The following is a 16,631-nucleotide window of genomic DNA, read 5'->3' as shown; positions in this document are numbered from 1 at the left end:
ATAAGGGGCAGGCCCGGCCCGCCGGCTCACCGCCCCGCCGGTCCGCGGCCCGCCGATCCGCCCGTCAGCCGATGCGCCGGTCCCGGCCCGCGCCCAGGCCCAGCAGGGCCAGGCCGGCGCAGACGGCGAGCAGCAGGGCGAGGGGGACGGTCCAGCCGCCGGTGGCCTCGTGGACGGCGCCGAGGGCCAGGGGGCCGACGGCGGCGAGGAGGTAGCCGCCGGTCTGTGCCATCCCGGACAGGCGCGCGGCGGTGTGGGCGTCGCCCGAGCGCAGCACCATCATCGTCAGGGCCAGGCCCAGCGCGCCGCCCTGCCCGACACCGAGGAGCACGGCCCACAGCCAGGCACCGGCCACGGGGGCCACCAGCAGACCGGTGACGCCGCAGGCCATCAGCGCGGACACGGCCACTCCCAGCAGCCGCTGCTGTCGCATCCGCCCCGCCAGCATCGGCACCACGAACGAACCTGCCATCTGCAGCAGCGTGCTGAAGGCGAAGACCAGCCCGGCCTCGCCCTTGCCCATGCCGTGGTCGGTGAAGATCGTCGGCATCCAGGCGATGCTCACATACGCGATCAGCGACTGCGATCCCATGAAGAGCGTGACCTGCCAGGCCAGCGCGGAGCGGCTCAGCCGCGGGCCGTCCGCGGTGTGGTGCGCGGGGGTGGCCGCGGCCGCGCCATGGCGCGTACCGCGCCGCGCCATCAGGGTCTGCGGAATCCAGACGACCGCGGCGACGGCGGCCAGCAGCGCCCAGGAGACCAGCGAGCCCTGCCAGCCGCCGAGCGCCTTCTCCATCGGCACCGCGGAGGCGGCGGAGACACTCGCACCCAAGATCATCGCGGTCGAGTAGAGCGCCGTCATGCCCGCGGCCCGCTCCGGGAAGTCCCGCTTGATCAGGCCCGGCATCAGCACGTTCAGCAGGGCGATCGCGGAACCGACCACCGCACACCCGGCGAACAGCGCGACCACCGGCGGGGCGATCCGCAGCACGATGCCGCCGCACAGCATCGCCAGCGCCGCGCAGAGCACGGTCTCGGTCCCCCAGCGGCGCGCGAGCTTCGGTGCGGCGATCGAGCCGAGGCCCATGAAGATCAGCGGGATCGTCGTCACCAGGCTGCTGGCGGTCGCGCTCAGCCCGAAGTGCGCGCCGATCTCACCGAGCAGCGGTGAGACCCCGGCCAGCGCCGCCCGCATGTTGAGTGCGGCGAGCACGATCCCGGTCATGATCAGCGCCGGGTGGGCCCGCAGCCGGCGGCGGGCCGCGGCGACCGGCGGTGCCGCGACCAGATCCTCCTCGGCGTCGATCAAGGGTGCTTCGGGCCCTGCCATGTGTGCATACCTCGTCAGAGTCAGGAGTGAGTCAGGAGTGGGGAAGGAGAAGGGCCGTGAGCGACGGGCCGGCCGGCGGTCAGGAGACGTCAGCGGGCGAGGAGACGTCAGCGGGCTCCAGCAGGGCTTCCACGGCGCGTTTCGGCTTGTCCAGCAGGGCGCGGGTGGCCCGTTCCGCGGCGTCCGGGTCGCCTGTCTCGATCGCGTCCAGGACCGCGCGGTGGTCGCCGTGCACGATCCTCGGCATCGCCTGGTCGTCGAGCGCGTTGACCAGCGCCTCCCGTACCGAGCTGCTGAACCAGTCGTAGGTCGCCGTCAGCGCGGTGTTGTGCGCGGCTTCGACGACGGCCTTGTGGAACGCGATGTCATGGTCGGCGTAGAGCTCCAGACTGCCCGAGTCGGGCTGCCCCTCCGCGTCCGCCAGTTCGGCCTGTGCGTCCAGGGCGGCCCGCATCCGTGCGAGATCGTCGGGCCGGTGGCGCAGCGCGGCCAGCCGGGCGGCCTCCGCCTCCAGCGCGATCCGCAGCTCCAATACGTCGCGGATTCCGGCGCGTTGGATGCCGCGCATGATGTCGCCAGGGTCGGCGGTGGAGACGACGAAGGTGCCCTCGCCCTGGCGGGAGCGCAGCATCCCGGCGTGGACCAGGACCCGTACCGCCTCGCGCACGGTGTTACGGCCGACCTGGAGCTGCTCGGCGAGCGCATGCTCGGTGGGAATCCGGGACCCCACCTTCCACTCCCCGGCCGTCAGCTGGGACCGCAGGGCCTCGACGACGGTGTCCACCAGGGATTGCCGTCCAGCTGCCTGCAGTGCCATGTCCGTCCCGTCCGTGTCGATGAACCCGTAGGGGTCCTGAGGCCCGTAGGACCCGTAGGGCCCGCAGAACTCGTAGGGGAACCCGTAGGGCCGCAGCGGCGCTCAGGACCCGTAGGCCCGATCCCGCCCCGCTCGCCCGTCCCGGCCGCTCCGATCTCTGTCGGGTCCGCCCGAGCCCCGGTTGCCCAGTCATCCTACAACTGATCGATTCATCGTACACGGAATTTATGGCGGCGCCCCCACCAGCGCCGAAGGGCCCGCCCCGCACCTCCCCCGACCCCATGGGATCTGCGGCGGCGGGCGTGGCGGGCCCCCGGTGCGCGCCTACAGTCCGATGTCCCGCTCCTGGATGTCCGCGAGGGATTCGCGCCGTACGAGAAGGCGGGCACGGCCCTCGGTGACGGCGATGACCGGCGGGCGGCCGACGAGGTTGTAACCGGAGGCCATCGAGACGTGGTACGCGCCGGCGACGGGGACGGCCAGCAGGTCGCCGGGGCGGATGTCGCCGGGCAGCAGGGCGTCGGCGGCGAGGATGTCGCCGGCCTCGCAGTGCCGCCCGACGACGGTGACGGGTTCCGGGGCTGCCACCGAGGCGCGGCCGACCAGCCGCGGCGCATAGCGCACCCCGTACAGCGCCGGGCGCGGGTTGTCGCTCATTCCGCCGTCCACCGCCACGAAGGTGTGGTCGCCGGTCCGTTTGACGGACAGCACCCGGTAGAGGACGACCCCGGCCGGGCCCGCGATGGCGCGGCCGGGCTCGACGGCGAGGCGTGGCACCGGCAGACCGGCCGCCGCGCAGCCGCGGGCCAGTTCGGCACGGACCTTGGTGCCTAGGGAGGCCAGGTCGAGCGCGGACTCTCCGGGGCGGTAGGCGACGCCGTGGCCGCCGCCGAGGTCCAGCTCGGGCAGCGTGACGCCGTGGTGCTCCCGTATCCGGGCGAGCAGGCCGATCAGTCGCCGTATCGCCGACAGATACGGCTTGACGGTGGTGATCTGTGAGCCCAAGTGGCAGTGCAGCCCGGTCAGTTCGAGGCGGGGCTGGCTGAGGACCCGGGCGATGGCGTGCTGCGCGGAGCCGTCGGCGATCGACAGGCCGAACTTCTGGTCGTCGGTCCCGGTACGGATCTTGGCGTGGCCGCCGGCGGCGATCCCCGGCACGACCCGGATCAGGACCTTCTGGCGGCTGCCCGCCGGGACCGCGGCGGCCAGCCGGGCGATCTCCGAGGTGCTGTCGATGACGATCCGGCCGACGCCCAGCCGCAGCGCGGCCCGGAGGTCGGCCGGGCTCTTGGCGTTGCCGTGCAGCACGATCCGCTCGGGCGGGAAGCCGGTGGTGACGGCCAACTCCAGCTCGCCGGCGGAGCAGACGTCCAGCCCGAGTCCCTCCTCCTGCACCCAGTGCACCATCGCGCGGCACAGGAACGCCTTGGCCGCGTAGTAGACCTCGGTGTCGGGGAAGGCCCGTAGGTAGGCGCGGCAGCGGTGGCGCACCTCGTCCTCGTCCAGGACGTACGCGGGGGTGCCGAAGCGGTCGGCCAGCTCGGTGAGCGGGACACCGCCGACGGCGACGTCGTCCGCGCCGACCGGCACGGCGGAGGCGGGCCAGACGGACCGCGGTGCGTCGCCGGACGGCGGCCGGGCGACGGTACCCGTCCGGGGTGCCACAGAGGTCTCCGTCGGGGGCGCGGTGGTACCCGTCGGGGGCACGGGGGCACCCGTCGGGGTCGCTACCGCAGTTCCCGTCGGGGTCGCCTCGGTGGTGGCCGGCGGCGGAGCAGTGGTCGTCCCGCGGGTGGTCGTCCCGCGGGTGGTCGGGGGGTGGGGGAGTGTGGGGTGACTCATCGCGACGGCCTTTCCCTCAGACGGTCCGTAGGTGGTGACCACGGGGAATGTCGGGGACGAACCGGGGGTCGACGGTCAGGGCCGTGGCGCCGACGGGTTCGGTCAGGGCCCGCAGCGCGGGTTCGGAGAGCCTGACCCAGGGCTGGCCGCCGCCGAGGGCCGCGGCCAGCCGCTGGGCGGAGGTGAAGGCGACGGCGGTACGGCCGCCGAGCGGAGTGCGGAACAGGCGGGCCGTGCAGCCCGCGGGGCCCGGCCGGACGGGGACGAACAGCGGCCCGGCCGGGACCCGTTCGGCAGGTTCGGGATCTTCCGCGTACAGAGGGTGGGACACGGCGTTGCTCCTCGGACAGGACATCGGCCCCGGACCGGTGGGAAGTGCGTACGCCGGGGCTCGGCTCTGACGCTATGCCCGGCAATCGGGACATCCCGTGGGTCGCTGACGCGTCATTGACGGGTTGCGGCCGCTACTTGACGCGATGCTGCCGCCCGGTGGCCGATTGTGCGGCGGCGGTGACTCCGGGCCATCGGCACCTCCGGGTCATCGACGCCCCGGCGGGACCGAGCCCCGGCCCCCGTCCGCCACCCGGCCCCTCGCCCGTGGCCCGGGTGGCGCTTGACCTTGACACTGTGGAAAGCACTCCACTGGAAGGCGTCATGTTCAGCATCGGAGATTTCGCCCGGTACGGCCGTGTGTCCGCCCGTATGTTGCGCCATTACGACGCGATCGGGCTGCTGCGCCCGGCCCGTACCGACCCCGTCACCGGCTACCGCTCCTACGAAGCCGCCCAGCTCGCCCGGCTCAACCGCATCATCGCGCTCAAGGACCTCGGATTCAGCCTCCAGCAGGTGGGGGCGATCCTGGCCGAGGAGGTGAGCGTGCCGGAGCTGCGCGGCATGCTGCGGCTGCGGCAGGCCGAGCTGGAGGCGGCACGGACGGCGGCGGGCGCGCGGCTGGCGCAGGTCGAGGCGAGGCTCCGGACGATCGAGAGTGAGGGACGCATGTCTGCCGACGATGTGGTGGTCAAGCGCACCGGAACGGTCCTGCTCGCGGAGCTGCACGGGATCGCCGCCAGTTACGGGCCGGGGGACATCGGCCCGGTGATCACACCGCTCTACGCCGAGCTGTGCCGGCTGCTGGCGGCGGCGGGGGTGACTCCGGCCGGGCCGGGACTGGCGTACTACGAGGACGTACCGGAACCGGGGGAGGCGGGCGAGCAGCCGGCCGGCGGGAGCGACGGGAAGGACGCCGTCGTCGTGCACGCGGGAATGGTGATCACCGAGGAGGCGCTGGCCAAGGCCGGTGCCAAGGTCGGCACGGAGGTCGGCACGGAGGTCGGCACCGGGGCCGGCGCCACCGCGGGCCGCCCGGGGACGCCCACCCCCACCGGCCTCGGCTTCGACGTCGTCACCCTCCCCGGCCTGGACAGCGCCGCCACGGTGGTGCACCACGGCCCGATGAGCCGGATACTGCCGACCGCCCAGAATCTCGCGCACTGGATCGACGCCAACGGCTATCGCTCCGCCGGATACGCCCGCGAGCTGTACCTGGAGTGCCCGCCGGACCAGGAGAAGTGGATCACGGAGATCCAGGAGCCGGTGGTCAGGGCGTGACGCCCGGCCCGGCAGCCCCGCCCGGCCCGCCCGCCGCCCCCGGCCCGCTCAGCGACGCCGACCGTCGGCTCTTCGACGCTCTCGCCCGGGACGGCCGCGCCCCGCTGGCCGAACTCGCCGCCGCCACCGGCTGGTCGCCCACCACCGTCCGCCGCCGCTGCGCGGAACTACGGGCGAACGGCGCGCTGTATTACGACGTCGACTACGACCTGGCGCGTTTCGGGTACGGCGTGATGGTGGCTCTGTGGCTGTCCGTCGAGCCCGCTCATCTCGCCGCCGCGGGCGAGGCGATGGCGGCACACCCGGAGGTCGGCTACGCCTGCGCCACGACCGGCCCGAACAACCTCTTCGCCTCGGTGCTCTGCCGCAACGTCGGCGCGGTCTACACGTATCTGACGACCCGGGTGGCGACGCTGCCCGGCGTGCGGTCCATGGAGAGCGCGCCCCGCATCCGGCACATCAAGGGGCCGGGGCCGCTGCTCCCCGTCGGCCACGCCGTCCCGGGGCGCCGCCGGTGAGGCCGCCGCGCGGCGGCCGCCGGCCCTCCCCCGCCAACGCCCTGACCTGGGTGAAGGACTGGGTGCGCAGCAGCCCGGGCACCCACATCTGGCTGCTGGTCATCGGCATCACCAGCCTGGTCGTCGCGGCCGCGTCCGAGGGTGTGGGGCAGTTCCTGATCCACCGCACCAGCAGCAACATCCACGAGCTGAACGAGCACCCGCTGCCGTCGCTGCTGATCAGCGGCTTCTGGATCGAACGCCCCTCGTCGTTCCTGCTCTACGCGGTGATGTTCGAGCTGCTGCACGCCAACGTGGAGCGCTGGACGGGGACCGGGCGCTGGCTGCTGACCGTCGGCGGCGCGCACATCGCCGCCACCCTCGCCAGCCAGGAACTCGTCCTGCTGGCCATCGAGGGCCACCGGCTGCCGCCTTCGATGACCCATGTCGTGGACATCGGCGTCTCGTACGGGCTGGCGGCGTCCGCCGGGGTGCTGACCTACCGGCTGCGGCCGCCCTGGCGCTACAGCTATCTCTCCGGGGTGCTGGTCCTCTTCGGCGTTCCGCTGCTGACCGGCGCGGACTTCACCGACTTCGGCCATGCCCTCGCGCTGCTCATGGGCTTCGCGGCCTGGCCGCTGACCCCGGCAGCCGCCGGGGAGCCGCCGCCGGAGGACGGGAGCGGCCCCGCGGCAGGGGCCGCGACACCCCCGCCGGAGCGGCGGCCGGAACGCCCTCAGGAGAGGTAGAGCCGCTCCAGCACGGCCGCGACCCCGTCGTCCTCGTGGGAGGCGGTGCACTCGTCCGCGACGGCCTTCAGCTCGTCATGGGCGTTGGCCATCGCCACGCCGTGTGCGGCCCAGCCGAACATCGGGATGTCGTTGGGCATGTCGCCGAAGGCGATCGTCTCCTTGGCGGTGAGGCCCAGCCGGCGGGCGGCCAGCGACAGCCCGGTGGCCTTCGACAGGCCCAGCGGCAGCAGCTCGACGATGCCCGGACCGGCCACCGTCACCCCCACCAGATCCCCGGCGACCTGACGCGCGGCCAGCGCCAGCGCGTCGTCGTCCAGGGCCGGGTGCTGGAGGTAGACCTTGTTGATCGGAGCCGCCCACAGCTCGCTGGTGTCGTCCAGCAGGACGTTCGGCAGCGGGCCTTCCTGGACGCGGTAGCCGGGGCCGACCAGCACCTCGCCCTCCAGACCGTCCCGGCTCGCCGCCAGAAACAGCGGGCCGACCTCGGCCTCGATCTTGGCCAGCGCGAGTCCGGCGAGCTGGCGGTCGAGCGTCACGGATGTCAGCAGCCGGTGCTCCCCGGCGTGGTAGACCTGACCGCCCTGCCCGCACACCGCGAGCCCCCGGTAGTCGAGGGCGTCGAGGATGTGCCGGGTCCAGGGCACGGCCCGGCCGGTGACGACGATGTGCGCCGCGCCCGCCGCGGTGGCTGCGGCGAGCGCCCGGCGGGTGCGCTCGGAGACGGTCTCGTCGGCGCGCAGCAGCGTTCCGTCGAGGTCCGTCGCGATGAGCTTGTAGGGCAGCGGTGAGCCCGCGGCCGGAGCGGTTGCGCTCACTTGGCGACGGGCTCCAGGATCTCCCGGCCGCCCAGGTAGGGGCGGAGCACCTCGGGGACGCGCACCGAGCCGTCCGCCTGCTGGTGGTTCTCGAAGATCGCCACGATGGTGCGCGGTACGGCGCAGAGCGTGCCGTTCAGCGTCGCCAGCGGCGAGACCTTCTGCTTGCCGTCGACGGTCTCCCGCATCCGGACCGAGAGGCGGCGCGCCTGGAACTCGTCGCAGTTGGAGGCCGAGGTCAGCTCGCGGTACTTGCCCTGGGTGGGAATCCAGGCCTCGCAGTCGAACTTGCGGGAGGCGGAGGCGCCGAGGTCACCGGTGGCGACATCGATCACCTGGTAGGGCAGCTCCAGACCGGTCAGCCACTGCTTCTCCCACTCCAGAAGCCGCTGGTGCTCGTTCTGGGCGTCCTCCGGCGCGACGTACGAGAACATCTCGACCTTGTCGAACTGGTGGACCCGGAAGATGCCGCGGGTGTCCTTGCCGTAGGTGCCGGCCTCGCGGCGGAAGCACGGCGAGAAACCGGCGTAGCGCAGCGGCAGCTTGGCCCCGTCGACGATCTCGTCCATGTGATAGGCGGCGAGCGGGACCTCGGAGGTGCCGACCAGGTAGTAGTCGTCCTTCTCCAGGTGGTAGACGTTCTCGGCGGCCTGGCCGAGGAAGCCGGTGCCCTCCATGGCGCGCGGGCGCACCAGGGCGGGGGTCAGCATCGGCGTGAAACCGGCCGCGGTGGCCTGCGCGATGGCGGCGTTGACCAGCGCCAGCTCCAGCAGGGCGCCGACGCCCGTGAGGTAGTAGAAGCGGGAGCCGGACACCTTGGCGCCGCGCTCGACGTCGATGGCGCCGAGCAGCTCGCCGATCTCCAGGTGGTCCTTGGGCTCGAAGCCCTCGGCGGCGAAGTCGCGGATCGTGCCGTGCGTCTCAAGGACGCGGAAGTCCTCCTCGCCGCCGACCGGGACGTCGGGGTGGACGAGGTTGCCGAGCTTCCGCAGCAGCGCCTGCGTCTCTTCCTTGGCCTCGTCCTGGGCGGCGTCGGCGGCCTTGACGGCGGCGGACAGCTCACCGGCCTTCTTCAGCAGCGCGGCCTTCTCGTCGCCGGCGGCCTTGGGGATGAGCTTGCCGAGCGACTTCTGCTCGGCACGCAGCTCGTCGAAGCGGACGCTGGACGACCTGCGCCGCTCGTCGGCGGAGAGAAGCGCGTCGACGAGGTCGACGTCCTCTCCACGGGCGCGCTGGGACGCGCGCACACGGTCGGGGTCCTCACGGAGCAGGCGAAGGTCAATCACCCCCCCAGGCTACCGGGGCCACCCGCCGCCCCTCGACGCCATATTCCCCGGCGCGGCATTTTGCCCGTTTTGGGGTTGTTTATTCCCTTAGGGGTGGGGGACGAAAGGCCGTGCAGAATTCCGGCGCATTCCCTGCTGCGGGAGCAGGGGCGGGGGTTCTTCGCAGGCTTCTCGTGGCCTCTTTGTGGGCCCCCGGAGGGGTCCTGGCGGGCGATTTTCGCGAGGCCGCCGTCGATGATCCACTATGTGGACGACGGGAGTTGAGCGGGCGCTGGGGCGGGGCCCGGGCCCCGAGTTATCCCCCGGAGACTCCCTGGTTGTCCACAGGGGCGGTGAGTTTCGGGATTCTTATCCACAGGCTGTGTGTGAGATCTGTGGAAGTCGGAGGTGATCATTCCGCTCCCGAAATGCTCGGCTATGGATTCCCCGTCCAAACCCCGTTCACGCACTCTTTCGTGTGGGATTGCCTCGCTCTAAGGGATTGAACACGTGAATTGTGCTGACGATGCCCGACGTGGGGTGCTGTGGATGGGTGTGGGGTCAGTAGGGCGATATGTCGACTGCGTCCGACTCGCATGTCGACTTACCCACAGGTCGAGAACCGTGCCTGTGGATAACTTTGTGGATAACCGAGCGCCCTGCCGAAATCGCAGGTCGTGCCCTTCCGCGGCCCCCGCCGGCCCGCCCGCGCGGCACCGGAATCCGGCTCAGCTCCGCCCGTCCATGCAGCGCGCCAGCCAGTCCGACGCGTCGGTGAACGCCGCGTCCGTCATCTCCCGCCGCACGGTCGGCGGCACCGCGTCCGCCCGCGGATACGACCCGAGGAACCGCACCTCGCGGCAGACCCGCTTGAGGCCCATCAGCACCTCGCTGACACGGCGGTCGGTGACATGCCCTTCGCAGTCCACCGAGAAGCAGTAGCGGCCGATGCCCTCGCCGGTCGGCCGGGACTCGATCCGCATCATGTTCACCCCGCGCACCGTGTACTCCTGCAGCAGTTCGAGCAGGGCACCGGGGTGGTCCTCGGCCAGCCACAGCACGACCGAGGTCTTGTCGGCGCCGGTGGGGGCCACGGGCCGGGCCGGGCGGCCCACCAGCACGAAGCGGGTGGCCGCGTTCTGCGCGTCATGGATGTCGGCGACCAGCGGGGTGAGGCCGTACGTCGCCGCCGCGAACTCGCCGGCGAACGCGCCGTCGTAGCGGCCTTCCTGCACCAGCCGCGCGCCGTCGGCGTTCGAGGCCGCCGACTCCCATACGGCTTCCGGGAGTTGCGCCGCCAGCCACTTGCGGACCTGCGGCTGGGCGACCGGGTGCCCGGTCACCGTCTTCACGTCGCCGAGCGCCGTACCGGGGCGTACGAGCAGCGCGAAGGCGATCGGCAGCAGCACCTCGCGGTAGATCATCAGCGGCTCGCCGGAGGCCAGTTCGTCGAGGGTGGTGGTCACCCCGCCCTCGACGGAGTTCTCGATCGGCACCAGCGCCGCGGCGGCCTCACCGGCGCGCACCGCGTCCAGGGCCGCGGGCACCGACACCATCGGCGCCAGCTCGCGGGTCGCCGCCTCCGGCAGGGTGCGCAGCGCGGCCTCCGTGAACGTGCCCTCGGGGCCCAGGTAGGTATAGCGGCTGGCCGACATGGATAAGGACTCCCTCGCGTAACTGCGGGGGCACCCCGCCGATGTTCTCCCTGCCCTGCCACGATACCCAGCCGCTCCGGCACCGGCCGGTACACGGGAATACCGCCACCCCCCACCCCGTTGTGGCCCCGAAGGGGGCACTCCCCACCCCTACGGCATCCGTTCGACCCCTCCCTAGGGCCCAGCCGCAGCCTCGCGACCTCCGCCCCCCGGGCGTCTACCCCTCCAGCAGCGTCCGGCCCACGTAGTCGCCCGGCTCCGCGGCCGGGGGCACCGCGAACAGTCCGCTCGCCTCGTGCCGCAGGAACGGCGACAGCGCGTCCCCGCGGTCCAGCTTCCGCTGGACCTGGGTGAAGGCGCGCAGCGGATCGGCCTGCCAGCAGATGAACAGCAGCCCGGCATCCGGGGCACCGTCCTCCCGGAACCCGTCGTGGTAGGAGAACGGGCGGCGCAGCATCGCCGCGCCCTGGTTGGACTCGGGTGCCGCGATCCGCGCGTGCGCGTCGGCCGGGATGACCGGCAGCCCGTCCGGGCCGTTCGTCTCCAGCCGCATCGGGGTGGTCTCGGAACCGCCGGTCAGCGGCGCGCCATTGTCCTTGCGGCGCCCGATGACCCGCTCCTGGTCGTGCCGGGAGCGCTTCTCCCAGTCGTCCAGCAGCATCCGGATACGGCGCACGACGGCGTACGAGCCGCCGCGCATCCACGCCTGGTCGGCGTCCCGCCCGACGAAGATCCGTTCGTCGAAGTCCTTGTCCGACGGCTTGGGGTTGTTGGTGCCGTCGATCTGGCCCATCAGGTTGCGGGCGGTCATCGGGCGGGCGGTGGCGCCCGGGGTGCGGTTGAAGCCGTTCATCTGCCAGCGCGGCCGGGCCCGGCCGGCCGCGTCCTTCTGGAGCGCGCGCAGCGCGTGGAAGGCGACCAGCGCGTCATCGGCGCCGATCTGTATCCACAGGTCGCCGTTGCTGCGGTCGGGGTCCAGGGCATCGGCGGAGAAGTCGGGCAGCGGGTCGAGGGCCACCGGGCGCCGCTTCGTCAGGCCCGTACGGCCGAAGAAGCTGTGCCCGAAGCCGAAGGTGACGGTCAGCGAGGACGGGCCGGCGTCGAGCGCGACCCCCGTGTCGGCGTCCGGGGCCCGTCCGGCCATCAGCTCCTCGGCCGTCCGCGACCAGCGGCGCAGCAGTGCGGCGACGGCCTTGCGGTCGGTGCCCGGCGCCAGATCGAAGGCGACGAGATGGCCGGTGGCCTGCAACGGGGTGGTGATCCCCGCCTGGTGCCCGGCGCCCGCCGTCCGGAACGGAACCCGGGTCGCGCCGATGCTGGTCAGCGCCTCGGGGGCGTCGTCGCGCGCGGCCGAGACGCCGAGGGCGCCACCGGCCCCGCCGGCCACCAGCCCGGCCGCGCCCGCCGCCCCCGCGGTGCCGAGCAGCCGGCGGCGGGAGACCGTCCCGGCGGACCCGGCCTTCTCCGGTGCCGGCGCGGCGGCCGGTCCTGGGACGCGGGTGCCGCCCGCCCCGGCGCTCTTCCTGCCGTTGGCCTGCTGCGCGGCGGTCTGCTGCGCGGGGGCCTGCTTCGTGGCGGCCGGCTTGCGGGGCGTCTGCTTGCGCGCGGGCTGCTTACGGGGGGTCTGCTTGCTCATGAGCCGATCTTCACGTTCCTGAACTCGGTCACCTGGTCGATGTCGGAGGTCCGGACGACCAGCGACAGCCGCCACTGTCCGGGGACCGGCAGCTGGACCCCGCTCGCCTGCCACCGGCCCTCGCCGGAGTGCCGGAGGGTGGCCGACAGCGGCCCGAGCTTCTTGGACTTCTCGGTGAAGGAGACCTTCACCTCGGGGACGTCCAGGGGCTTGCCCGCGGGGTCGGTGATCCGCAGCTGCACCGTATTGGCGCGGCCGCTGCGCCCAGGGGCGAGGTCGACGCGGGCAGTGCCCTTGCCGCGGGGGCCGCCGGTGTCGAACGGGAGGACCAGCGCCTGCGGCCGGCCGGGAGCGGGCGCCGACCGCCCGCCCGAGGTGGCCTTGGCCGCCGCTTCGGTACGGGCCGGCTCGGTGGCGGTCAGCACCGTGGTGACCACCAGCAGCACGACCGCGACCGAGGCCTCCGCCAGCACGGACCGGCGCAACCCCAGCCGCTCCTGGTCGGCGTCCCGTACGCGCTTGGTCCGCGCGGTACGCAACGCGTCCTGCTGCCGGGCGAGTTGGGCGGCTCGGGCGGGATCGGGCGCGGGGTCCGGGCCGGGCGCGGCGGCGTCGCGGTCGGCGTCACCGGTGCCGTCGCCGGTCGCGCCGGTGCCGGACGCGGCGGAGGCGCCGGGCTCCGGGGAGGAGCCGGGCTCCGAGGCGGTGCCGCCCTGCGGAGCCGCTCCATCCTTAAGGGGTGCTCCACCCTTAGGGGCCGCTCCGCCCTTAGGGCCCGCTCCGCCAGCGACAGCACCAGCCGAAGCCCCGACAGACACCCTCCCCGTTTCCTCCGCCCCTTCCGCCCCTTCCGTCCCGTCCGCGTCCTCCGCATCCGCCGCGTCCTCCGCCCCCCGGAGTTCCGCCGCCGGTACCTCCGCCAGCCGCCCGGTCCACTGCCGCGACAGCCAGGCGATCCCGACGAGCACCACGACCAGTGCCACCTTCACCAGCAGCAGCTGCCCGTACGTGGTGTCGACCAGCGCCTGCCAGGTGCCGACCTGCCGCCAGGACTGGTAGAGGCCGGTGGCCACCAGCACCACTACGGAGCCGAACGCGAGCCGGGAGAAGCGGCGGACGGCGGTCCGTTCGACGGGCGGGCCCCAGTAGAGGGACACCAGCAGCGCCGCCAGCCCACCGAGCCAGACGGCGACCGCCAGCAGGTGCAGCACATCGACCGGCATCGCCACGGCGGGCTGCAGCCCGGCCGAGGCGTGCTCGGCCATCGCCCAGGTCGCGGCGAGCCCGGTGGCGACGATCGCCCCGCCGAAGCCGAGCCCGAGGGTGAGGGTCCTGCGCCGCCCGGCCTGTTCGGCGGCGTCCACGACCGGCTCCTCGCCGGTCCCGTCCCCGTCCCCGGTCCCCTCCCCGTCCGCCTCCGCCGGTTCGTACGCCCGCGCATACGCTCCGAAGAGCATCGCCACGAACAGCGCCGCGGCGGCGAGCAGCAGCAGCCGGGCGATCAGCGCCGTCCCCGGCTTGGTGAGCAGGACCTGCTGGAGCCCGCCGAGGTCGAGGACGTCGGCAAGGTCGCCGGACCCGGTGTACGGGGTGCGCAGCAGCAGCATCACGACGGTGGTGCCGGCCAGCAGCGCCCAGCCGTACACCACCAGCCGCTGCACGGACCGTACGAGAGCCGCGGCGGGCCGGCAGGCCATCACGAAGGCGGCGCCGCCGGCCAGCAGCACGAACCCGGCGTAGGCCAGATACCGGGCGATCCCGTAGAGCGCGCCCACCACGCCGCCGCCGGCCTCCTGTTGGGGGACCGGGGCGGTGGTCTTGGAGGGCGCGCCGATCGAGAAGGTGAAGGCACCGGACACGGGGTGGCTGTCGGCGGAGACCGCCTGCCAGGCGACGGTGTACGTGCCGTCGCGCAGCCCCGACGGCAGCCCCGCGCCGTATTTCACGACGCGGCCGCTGCTCAGATTCCGCAGCTTCTTCTCGTCCACCCGCTCGCCCTGCGGATTCAGCACCCGGATCGAGTCGTCGCTCATCGCGACGCCCTCGGAGAAGGTGAGCGTCACCTGCCCGGGGGCGCGGTCCGCCACCGACCCCTGCGCGGGGGTGCTGCCGGTCAGCGCGGCGTGCGCCGAGGCCGGTGCGGCACCGCCGAGCCCGCCGAGCAGCGTGCCGGCCAGCGCGAGCGCGACGACCAGCAGGCGCAGCACGGCGGATCGTCGCGGCCGAAGCCCGGTGGTGACCATGGTGATCGCTCCCTCTACTCCCGTTGTCTCTTCCGGCCCGTCCGTGCTTCCGGCCGCGGCCGGTGCCTCTCCGGTCCCCCTGGCTGTCCGGTGGTGGTGTCCCGTCAGTGCTTCGGCTGGTAGGTGGCGTCCTTGACCGGCACCTGCACCCTGACCGGGTCGGCGCCCGCGAAGTGCAGCGTGACGGTGAAGGTGTCGCCCTTGGTCGGCTTGTTCTTCAGCCCCATGAGCATCAGGTGGTTGCCGCCGTGGCTGAGCCGGAGCGTGCCGTTGGCCGGCACGGGCAGGGACTCGACCTGCTCCATCTTGGTGCCCACCGTCTTGTGGATCGTGAGGGACTTGGCCACGTTGCTGGTGACCGCGGTGAGCTTGTCGGCGGTGTCGCCGTTGTTCTTGACGGTGAAGTACACACCGGCCATCTGCTGGGTGACCGGCTGCGGCATGTACGCGTCGTCGACCGCGATCTTCGGGGCGCTGTCCCCGCCGCAGCCCGTCAGTGCGAGCCCGGCTGTCAGGGTGAGGGCGGCGGCGAGGGGGGTGCGGCGGTTCACGGGTTCTGCCCCTTGATGATCTTCGGGAGTGCCTTGGTGAAGTCGTCGGAGGTCGCCTTCTCCATGGCCATCCAGTGGACCTTGTCGTCCTTGGGGGAGGTCAGCAGAACCTGCGCCCCGTGGGTGGAGACGACCTCGCCGTTCTTCTTCTTGACCGGCTTCTCGATGCCGATGTTCACGCTGCGCGCACCGGCCTGGATGGTGTCGAACTTCCCGGTCAGGCCGGTGAAGTCCTTGTTGATGCCGCCGAGCCAGGTCTTGAGGGTGGCGGAGGTGTCGCGCTCCGGGTCGGAGGTGACGAACACCACCCGCAGGTCCTTCTGCTGGGCCTTGGGCAGCTGCTTCACGGCGACCGCGATGTTGGCCATCGTCACCGGGCAGACGTCCGGGCAGTGGGTGTAGCCGAAGTAGATCAGCGTCGGGTGGCCCTTGGTCTTCTCCAGCAGGTCGTACGTGTCGCCCTGGGTGTCGGTCAGGACCAGGTCCGGCTTCGCCAGCGGACTGTCGAGCGTGATGATCGGCTTGGCGGTGGTGCCGCCGGAGACCTCGGCGGCGGGCTTGCTGTCGTCCCCGCCACAGGCGGTCAGGCTGAGAGCCGCGGCCGCCGTGAGGGCGGACGCGAGCAGCGTCGTTCTACGCATTGCAGATGAATCCCGTGAGTTGAATCCCGTGGTGTCCGGGAAGGGGCGTCGGGCCGGCGCGGGTCAGGCGCCGGCCCGTCCGTGATCAGGCGCTGCGGCGCCGTCCGGCGAACACACCGAAGCCGACACCGATGATGCCGACGACGATGCCGACGGCGCCCAGGACGCGCGCCGTGGTGTCACTGGCGGAGGCGTCCTCGCCGGCCGCGGCGTTCTCGGCGTGGTCCTTGCCGCCGCTCTTGTCGTCCGCGCCGGCGGCGCCGTGGCCGTCCTCCTCGGCCGCGGTGAGCTTGAGGACGGGCGCCGGGCTCTCCGGCTCCGGGGCACCCTCCTTCGTCGGCTCGATCCAGCGCACGACCTCCTTGTCGTCGTACGTCTGGAGGGCCTTGAAGACGACCTGGTCGGCGTCCTCGGGCAGCATGCCGACGGAGACCGGGAACTGCTGGAACTGACCGGGCTCGACGCCCTTGTCGTCCGCGGTCCAGGTGATCTTCGAGGGGGCCTCGCTGATCTTCTCGCCGTGCATCTCGATCGGCTTGGCCAGCTTGGACTTCTTGACGTCCACCTTCCAGCCGGGCACCGGCTGCGGCATGACGGACGCCAGCGGGTGGTCCGTCGGCAGCGTGACCTCCAGCTTCACCGTCGACGCGTCGTCGCGCTCATTGGGCACCTTGAAGTTGACGGTCGCGTAGCCGCCCTTCGGGGCGGGGCCGGCCGGCTGCACGCTGACGTGCGCGAAAGCCGGGGCTGCGAGCAACACCACACTGCCGGCCGCGGCGGCGGCGACGAGCGGCACGCGCCGGGCGAGCCGGCGCGAACGCGAGGCCTCCGGCTGCTGCTGCGGCATCTGCGTCGTCTTCGAGATCTTCGACATCGGAAAAACACTCCACAGGAAGGAGAAAGGTGCTGGTGACGGTGTTGGGTGGCGCGCGTGCGGCGACGACGCGCGAGCCCGTACCCTCCCCCATGCCTCAAG

General features: G+C 72.7%; 15 protein-coding genes. 3 read left to right on the top strand and 12 right to left on the bottom strand.

Annotation, left to right across the window (positions count from 1 at the left end; translation table 11 throughout):
* Positions 1 to 64: 64 nt before the first annotated feature.
* From ACGFN2_RS05675 to ACGFN2_RS05660, 4 genes are all read right to left on the bottom strand, one after another.
* Positions 65 to 1,330 (bottom strand): CynX/NimT family MFS transporter, encoded by a 1,266-nt coding sequence (locus ACGFN2_RS05675; protein WP_393357776.1) that lies wholly within the window; start codon positions 1,328 to 1,330, stop codon positions 65 to 67.
* A 79-nt stretch (positions 1,331 to 1,409) separates the two neighbouring features.
* Positions 1,410 to 2,147 carry a FadR/GntR family transcriptional regulator gene (locus tag ACGFN2_RS05670; protein ID WP_393357774.1) on the bottom strand — a complete coding sequence of 246 codons (738 nt, stop codon included), beginning with the start codon at positions 2,145 to 2,147 and terminating at the stop codon, positions 1,410 to 1,412.
* Positions 2,148 to 2,471: 324 nt separating this feature from the next.
* Complete coding sequence (gene lysA / locus ACGFN2_RS05665; protein ID WP_393357772.1) at positions 2,472 to 3,812, bottom strand: diaminopimelate decarboxylase; 1,341 nt, start codon at positions 3,810 to 3,812, stop codon at positions 2,472 to 2,474.
* Positions 3,813 to 4,005: 193 nt separating this feature from the next.
* Positions 4,006 to 4,320 (bottom strand): SAV_915 family protein, encoded by a 315-nt coding sequence (locus ACGFN2_RS05660; RefSeq protein ID WP_362604047.1) that lies wholly within the window; start codon positions 4,318 to 4,320, stop codon positions 4,006 to 4,008.
* Positions 4,321 to 4,643: 323 nt separating this feature from the next.
* On the opposite strand from ACGFN2_RS05660, the gene ACGFN2_RS05655 reads away from it, so the two are divergent.
* Genes ACGFN2_RS05655 through ACGFN2_RS05645 form a run of 3 tightly spaced genes read left to right on the top strand, consistent with a single transcriptional unit; the run spans position 4,644 to position 6,846 of the window.
* Positions 4,644 to 5,600: a MerR family transcriptional regulator gene (locus ACGFN2_RS05655; protein ID WP_393357770.1), complete on the top strand. Its 957-nt coding sequence runs from the start codon at positions 4,644 to 4,646 to the stop codon at positions 5,598 to 5,600.
* Positions 5,597 to 6,118: an Lrp/AsnC family transcriptional regulator gene (locus ACGFN2_RS05650; protein WP_393357768.1), complete on the top strand. Its 522-nt coding sequence runs from the start codon at positions 5,597 to 5,599 to the stop codon at positions 6,116 to 6,118. The genes ACGFN2_RS05655 and ACGFN2_RS05650 overlap by 4 nt, the downstream gene beginning before the upstream one ends.
* Positions 6,115 to 6,846 (top strand): rhomboid-like protein, encoded by a 732-nt coding sequence (locus ACGFN2_RS05645; RefSeq protein ID WP_393357766.1) that lies wholly within the window; start codon positions 6,115 to 6,117, stop codon positions 6,844 to 6,846. The genes ACGFN2_RS05650 and ACGFN2_RS05645 overlap by 4 nt, the downstream gene beginning before the upstream one ends.
* Here ACGFN2_RS05645 and ACGFN2_RS05640 read toward each other — a convergent pair.
* The 8 genes from ACGFN2_RS05640 to ACGFN2_RS05605 form a co-directional block, all read right to left on the bottom strand.
* On the bottom strand, positions 6,834 to 7,664 hold the full coding sequence (locus tag ACGFN2_RS05640; protein ID WP_393357764.1) for an HAD family hydrolase: 831 nt from the start codon (positions 7,662 to 7,664) through the stop codon (positions 6,834 to 6,836). The genes ACGFN2_RS05645 and ACGFN2_RS05640 overlap by 13 nt on opposite strands.
* Positions 7,661 to 8,950, bottom strand: a complete 1,290-nt coding sequence (gene serS / locus ACGFN2_RS05635; RefSeq protein WP_362604037.1) for a serine--tRNA ligase — start codon at positions 8,948 to 8,950, stop codon at positions 7,661 to 7,663. The genes ACGFN2_RS05640 and serS overlap by 4 nt, the downstream gene beginning before the upstream one ends.
* A 707-nt stretch (positions 8,951 to 9,657) precedes the next feature.
* Positions 9,658 to 10,584, bottom strand: coding sequence for a prephenate dehydratase (gene pheA, locus ACGFN2_RS05630; RefSeq protein ID WP_362604035.1), 927 nt, complete (start codon positions 10,582 to 10,584; stop codon positions 9,658 to 9,660).
* Positions 10,585 to 10,801: 217 nt separating this feature from the next.
* Positions 10,802 to 12,220, bottom strand: a complete 1,419-nt coding sequence (gene efeB, locus ACGFN2_RS05625) for an iron uptake transporter deferrochelatase/peroxidase subunit (RefSeq protein WP_393357762.1) — start codon at positions 12,218 to 12,220, stop codon at positions 10,802 to 10,804.
* Positions 12,217 to 14,463 carry a FixH family protein gene (locus ACGFN2_RS05620; RefSeq protein WP_393357760.1) on the bottom strand — a complete coding sequence of 749 codons (2,247 nt, stop codon included), beginning with the start codon at positions 14,461 to 14,463 and terminating at the stop codon, positions 12,217 to 12,219. The genes efeB and ACGFN2_RS05620 overlap by 4 nt, the downstream gene beginning before the upstream one ends.
* 104 nt (positions 14,464 to 14,567) lie before the next feature.
* The gene (locus tag ACGFN2_RS05615; protein WP_393357758.1) at positions 14,568 to 15,014 is read right to left on the bottom strand and encodes a copper chaperone PCu(A)C; all 447 of its coding nucleotides are present in this window, start codon (positions 15,012 to 15,014) and stop codon (positions 14,568 to 14,570) included.
* Complete coding sequence (locus ACGFN2_RS05610) at positions 15,011 to 15,655, bottom strand: SCO family protein (RefSeq protein WP_393357756.1); 645 nt, start codon at positions 15,653 to 15,655, stop codon at positions 15,011 to 15,013. Before ACGFN2_RS05610 ends, ACGFN2_RS05615 begins: the two co-directional genes overlap by 4 nt.
* Before the next feature lie 85 nt (positions 15,656 to 15,740).
* Entirely contained in the window at positions 15,741 to 16,529 is a 789-nt protein-coding gene (locus ACGFN2_RS05605) for a YcnI family protein (RefSeq protein WP_393357754.1), read from the bottom strand.
* Positions 16,530 to 16,631 lie beyond the last annotated feature (102 nt).

The organism is Streptomyces sp. NPDC048612 (assembly GCF_043199295.1).
Lineage (GTDB): Bacteria > Actinomycetota > Actinomycetes > Streptomycetales > Streptomycetaceae > Streptomyces.
Note: the sequence above shows the minus strand (reverse complement) of the source record. Positions and strands in the feature narration are given on the sequence as shown.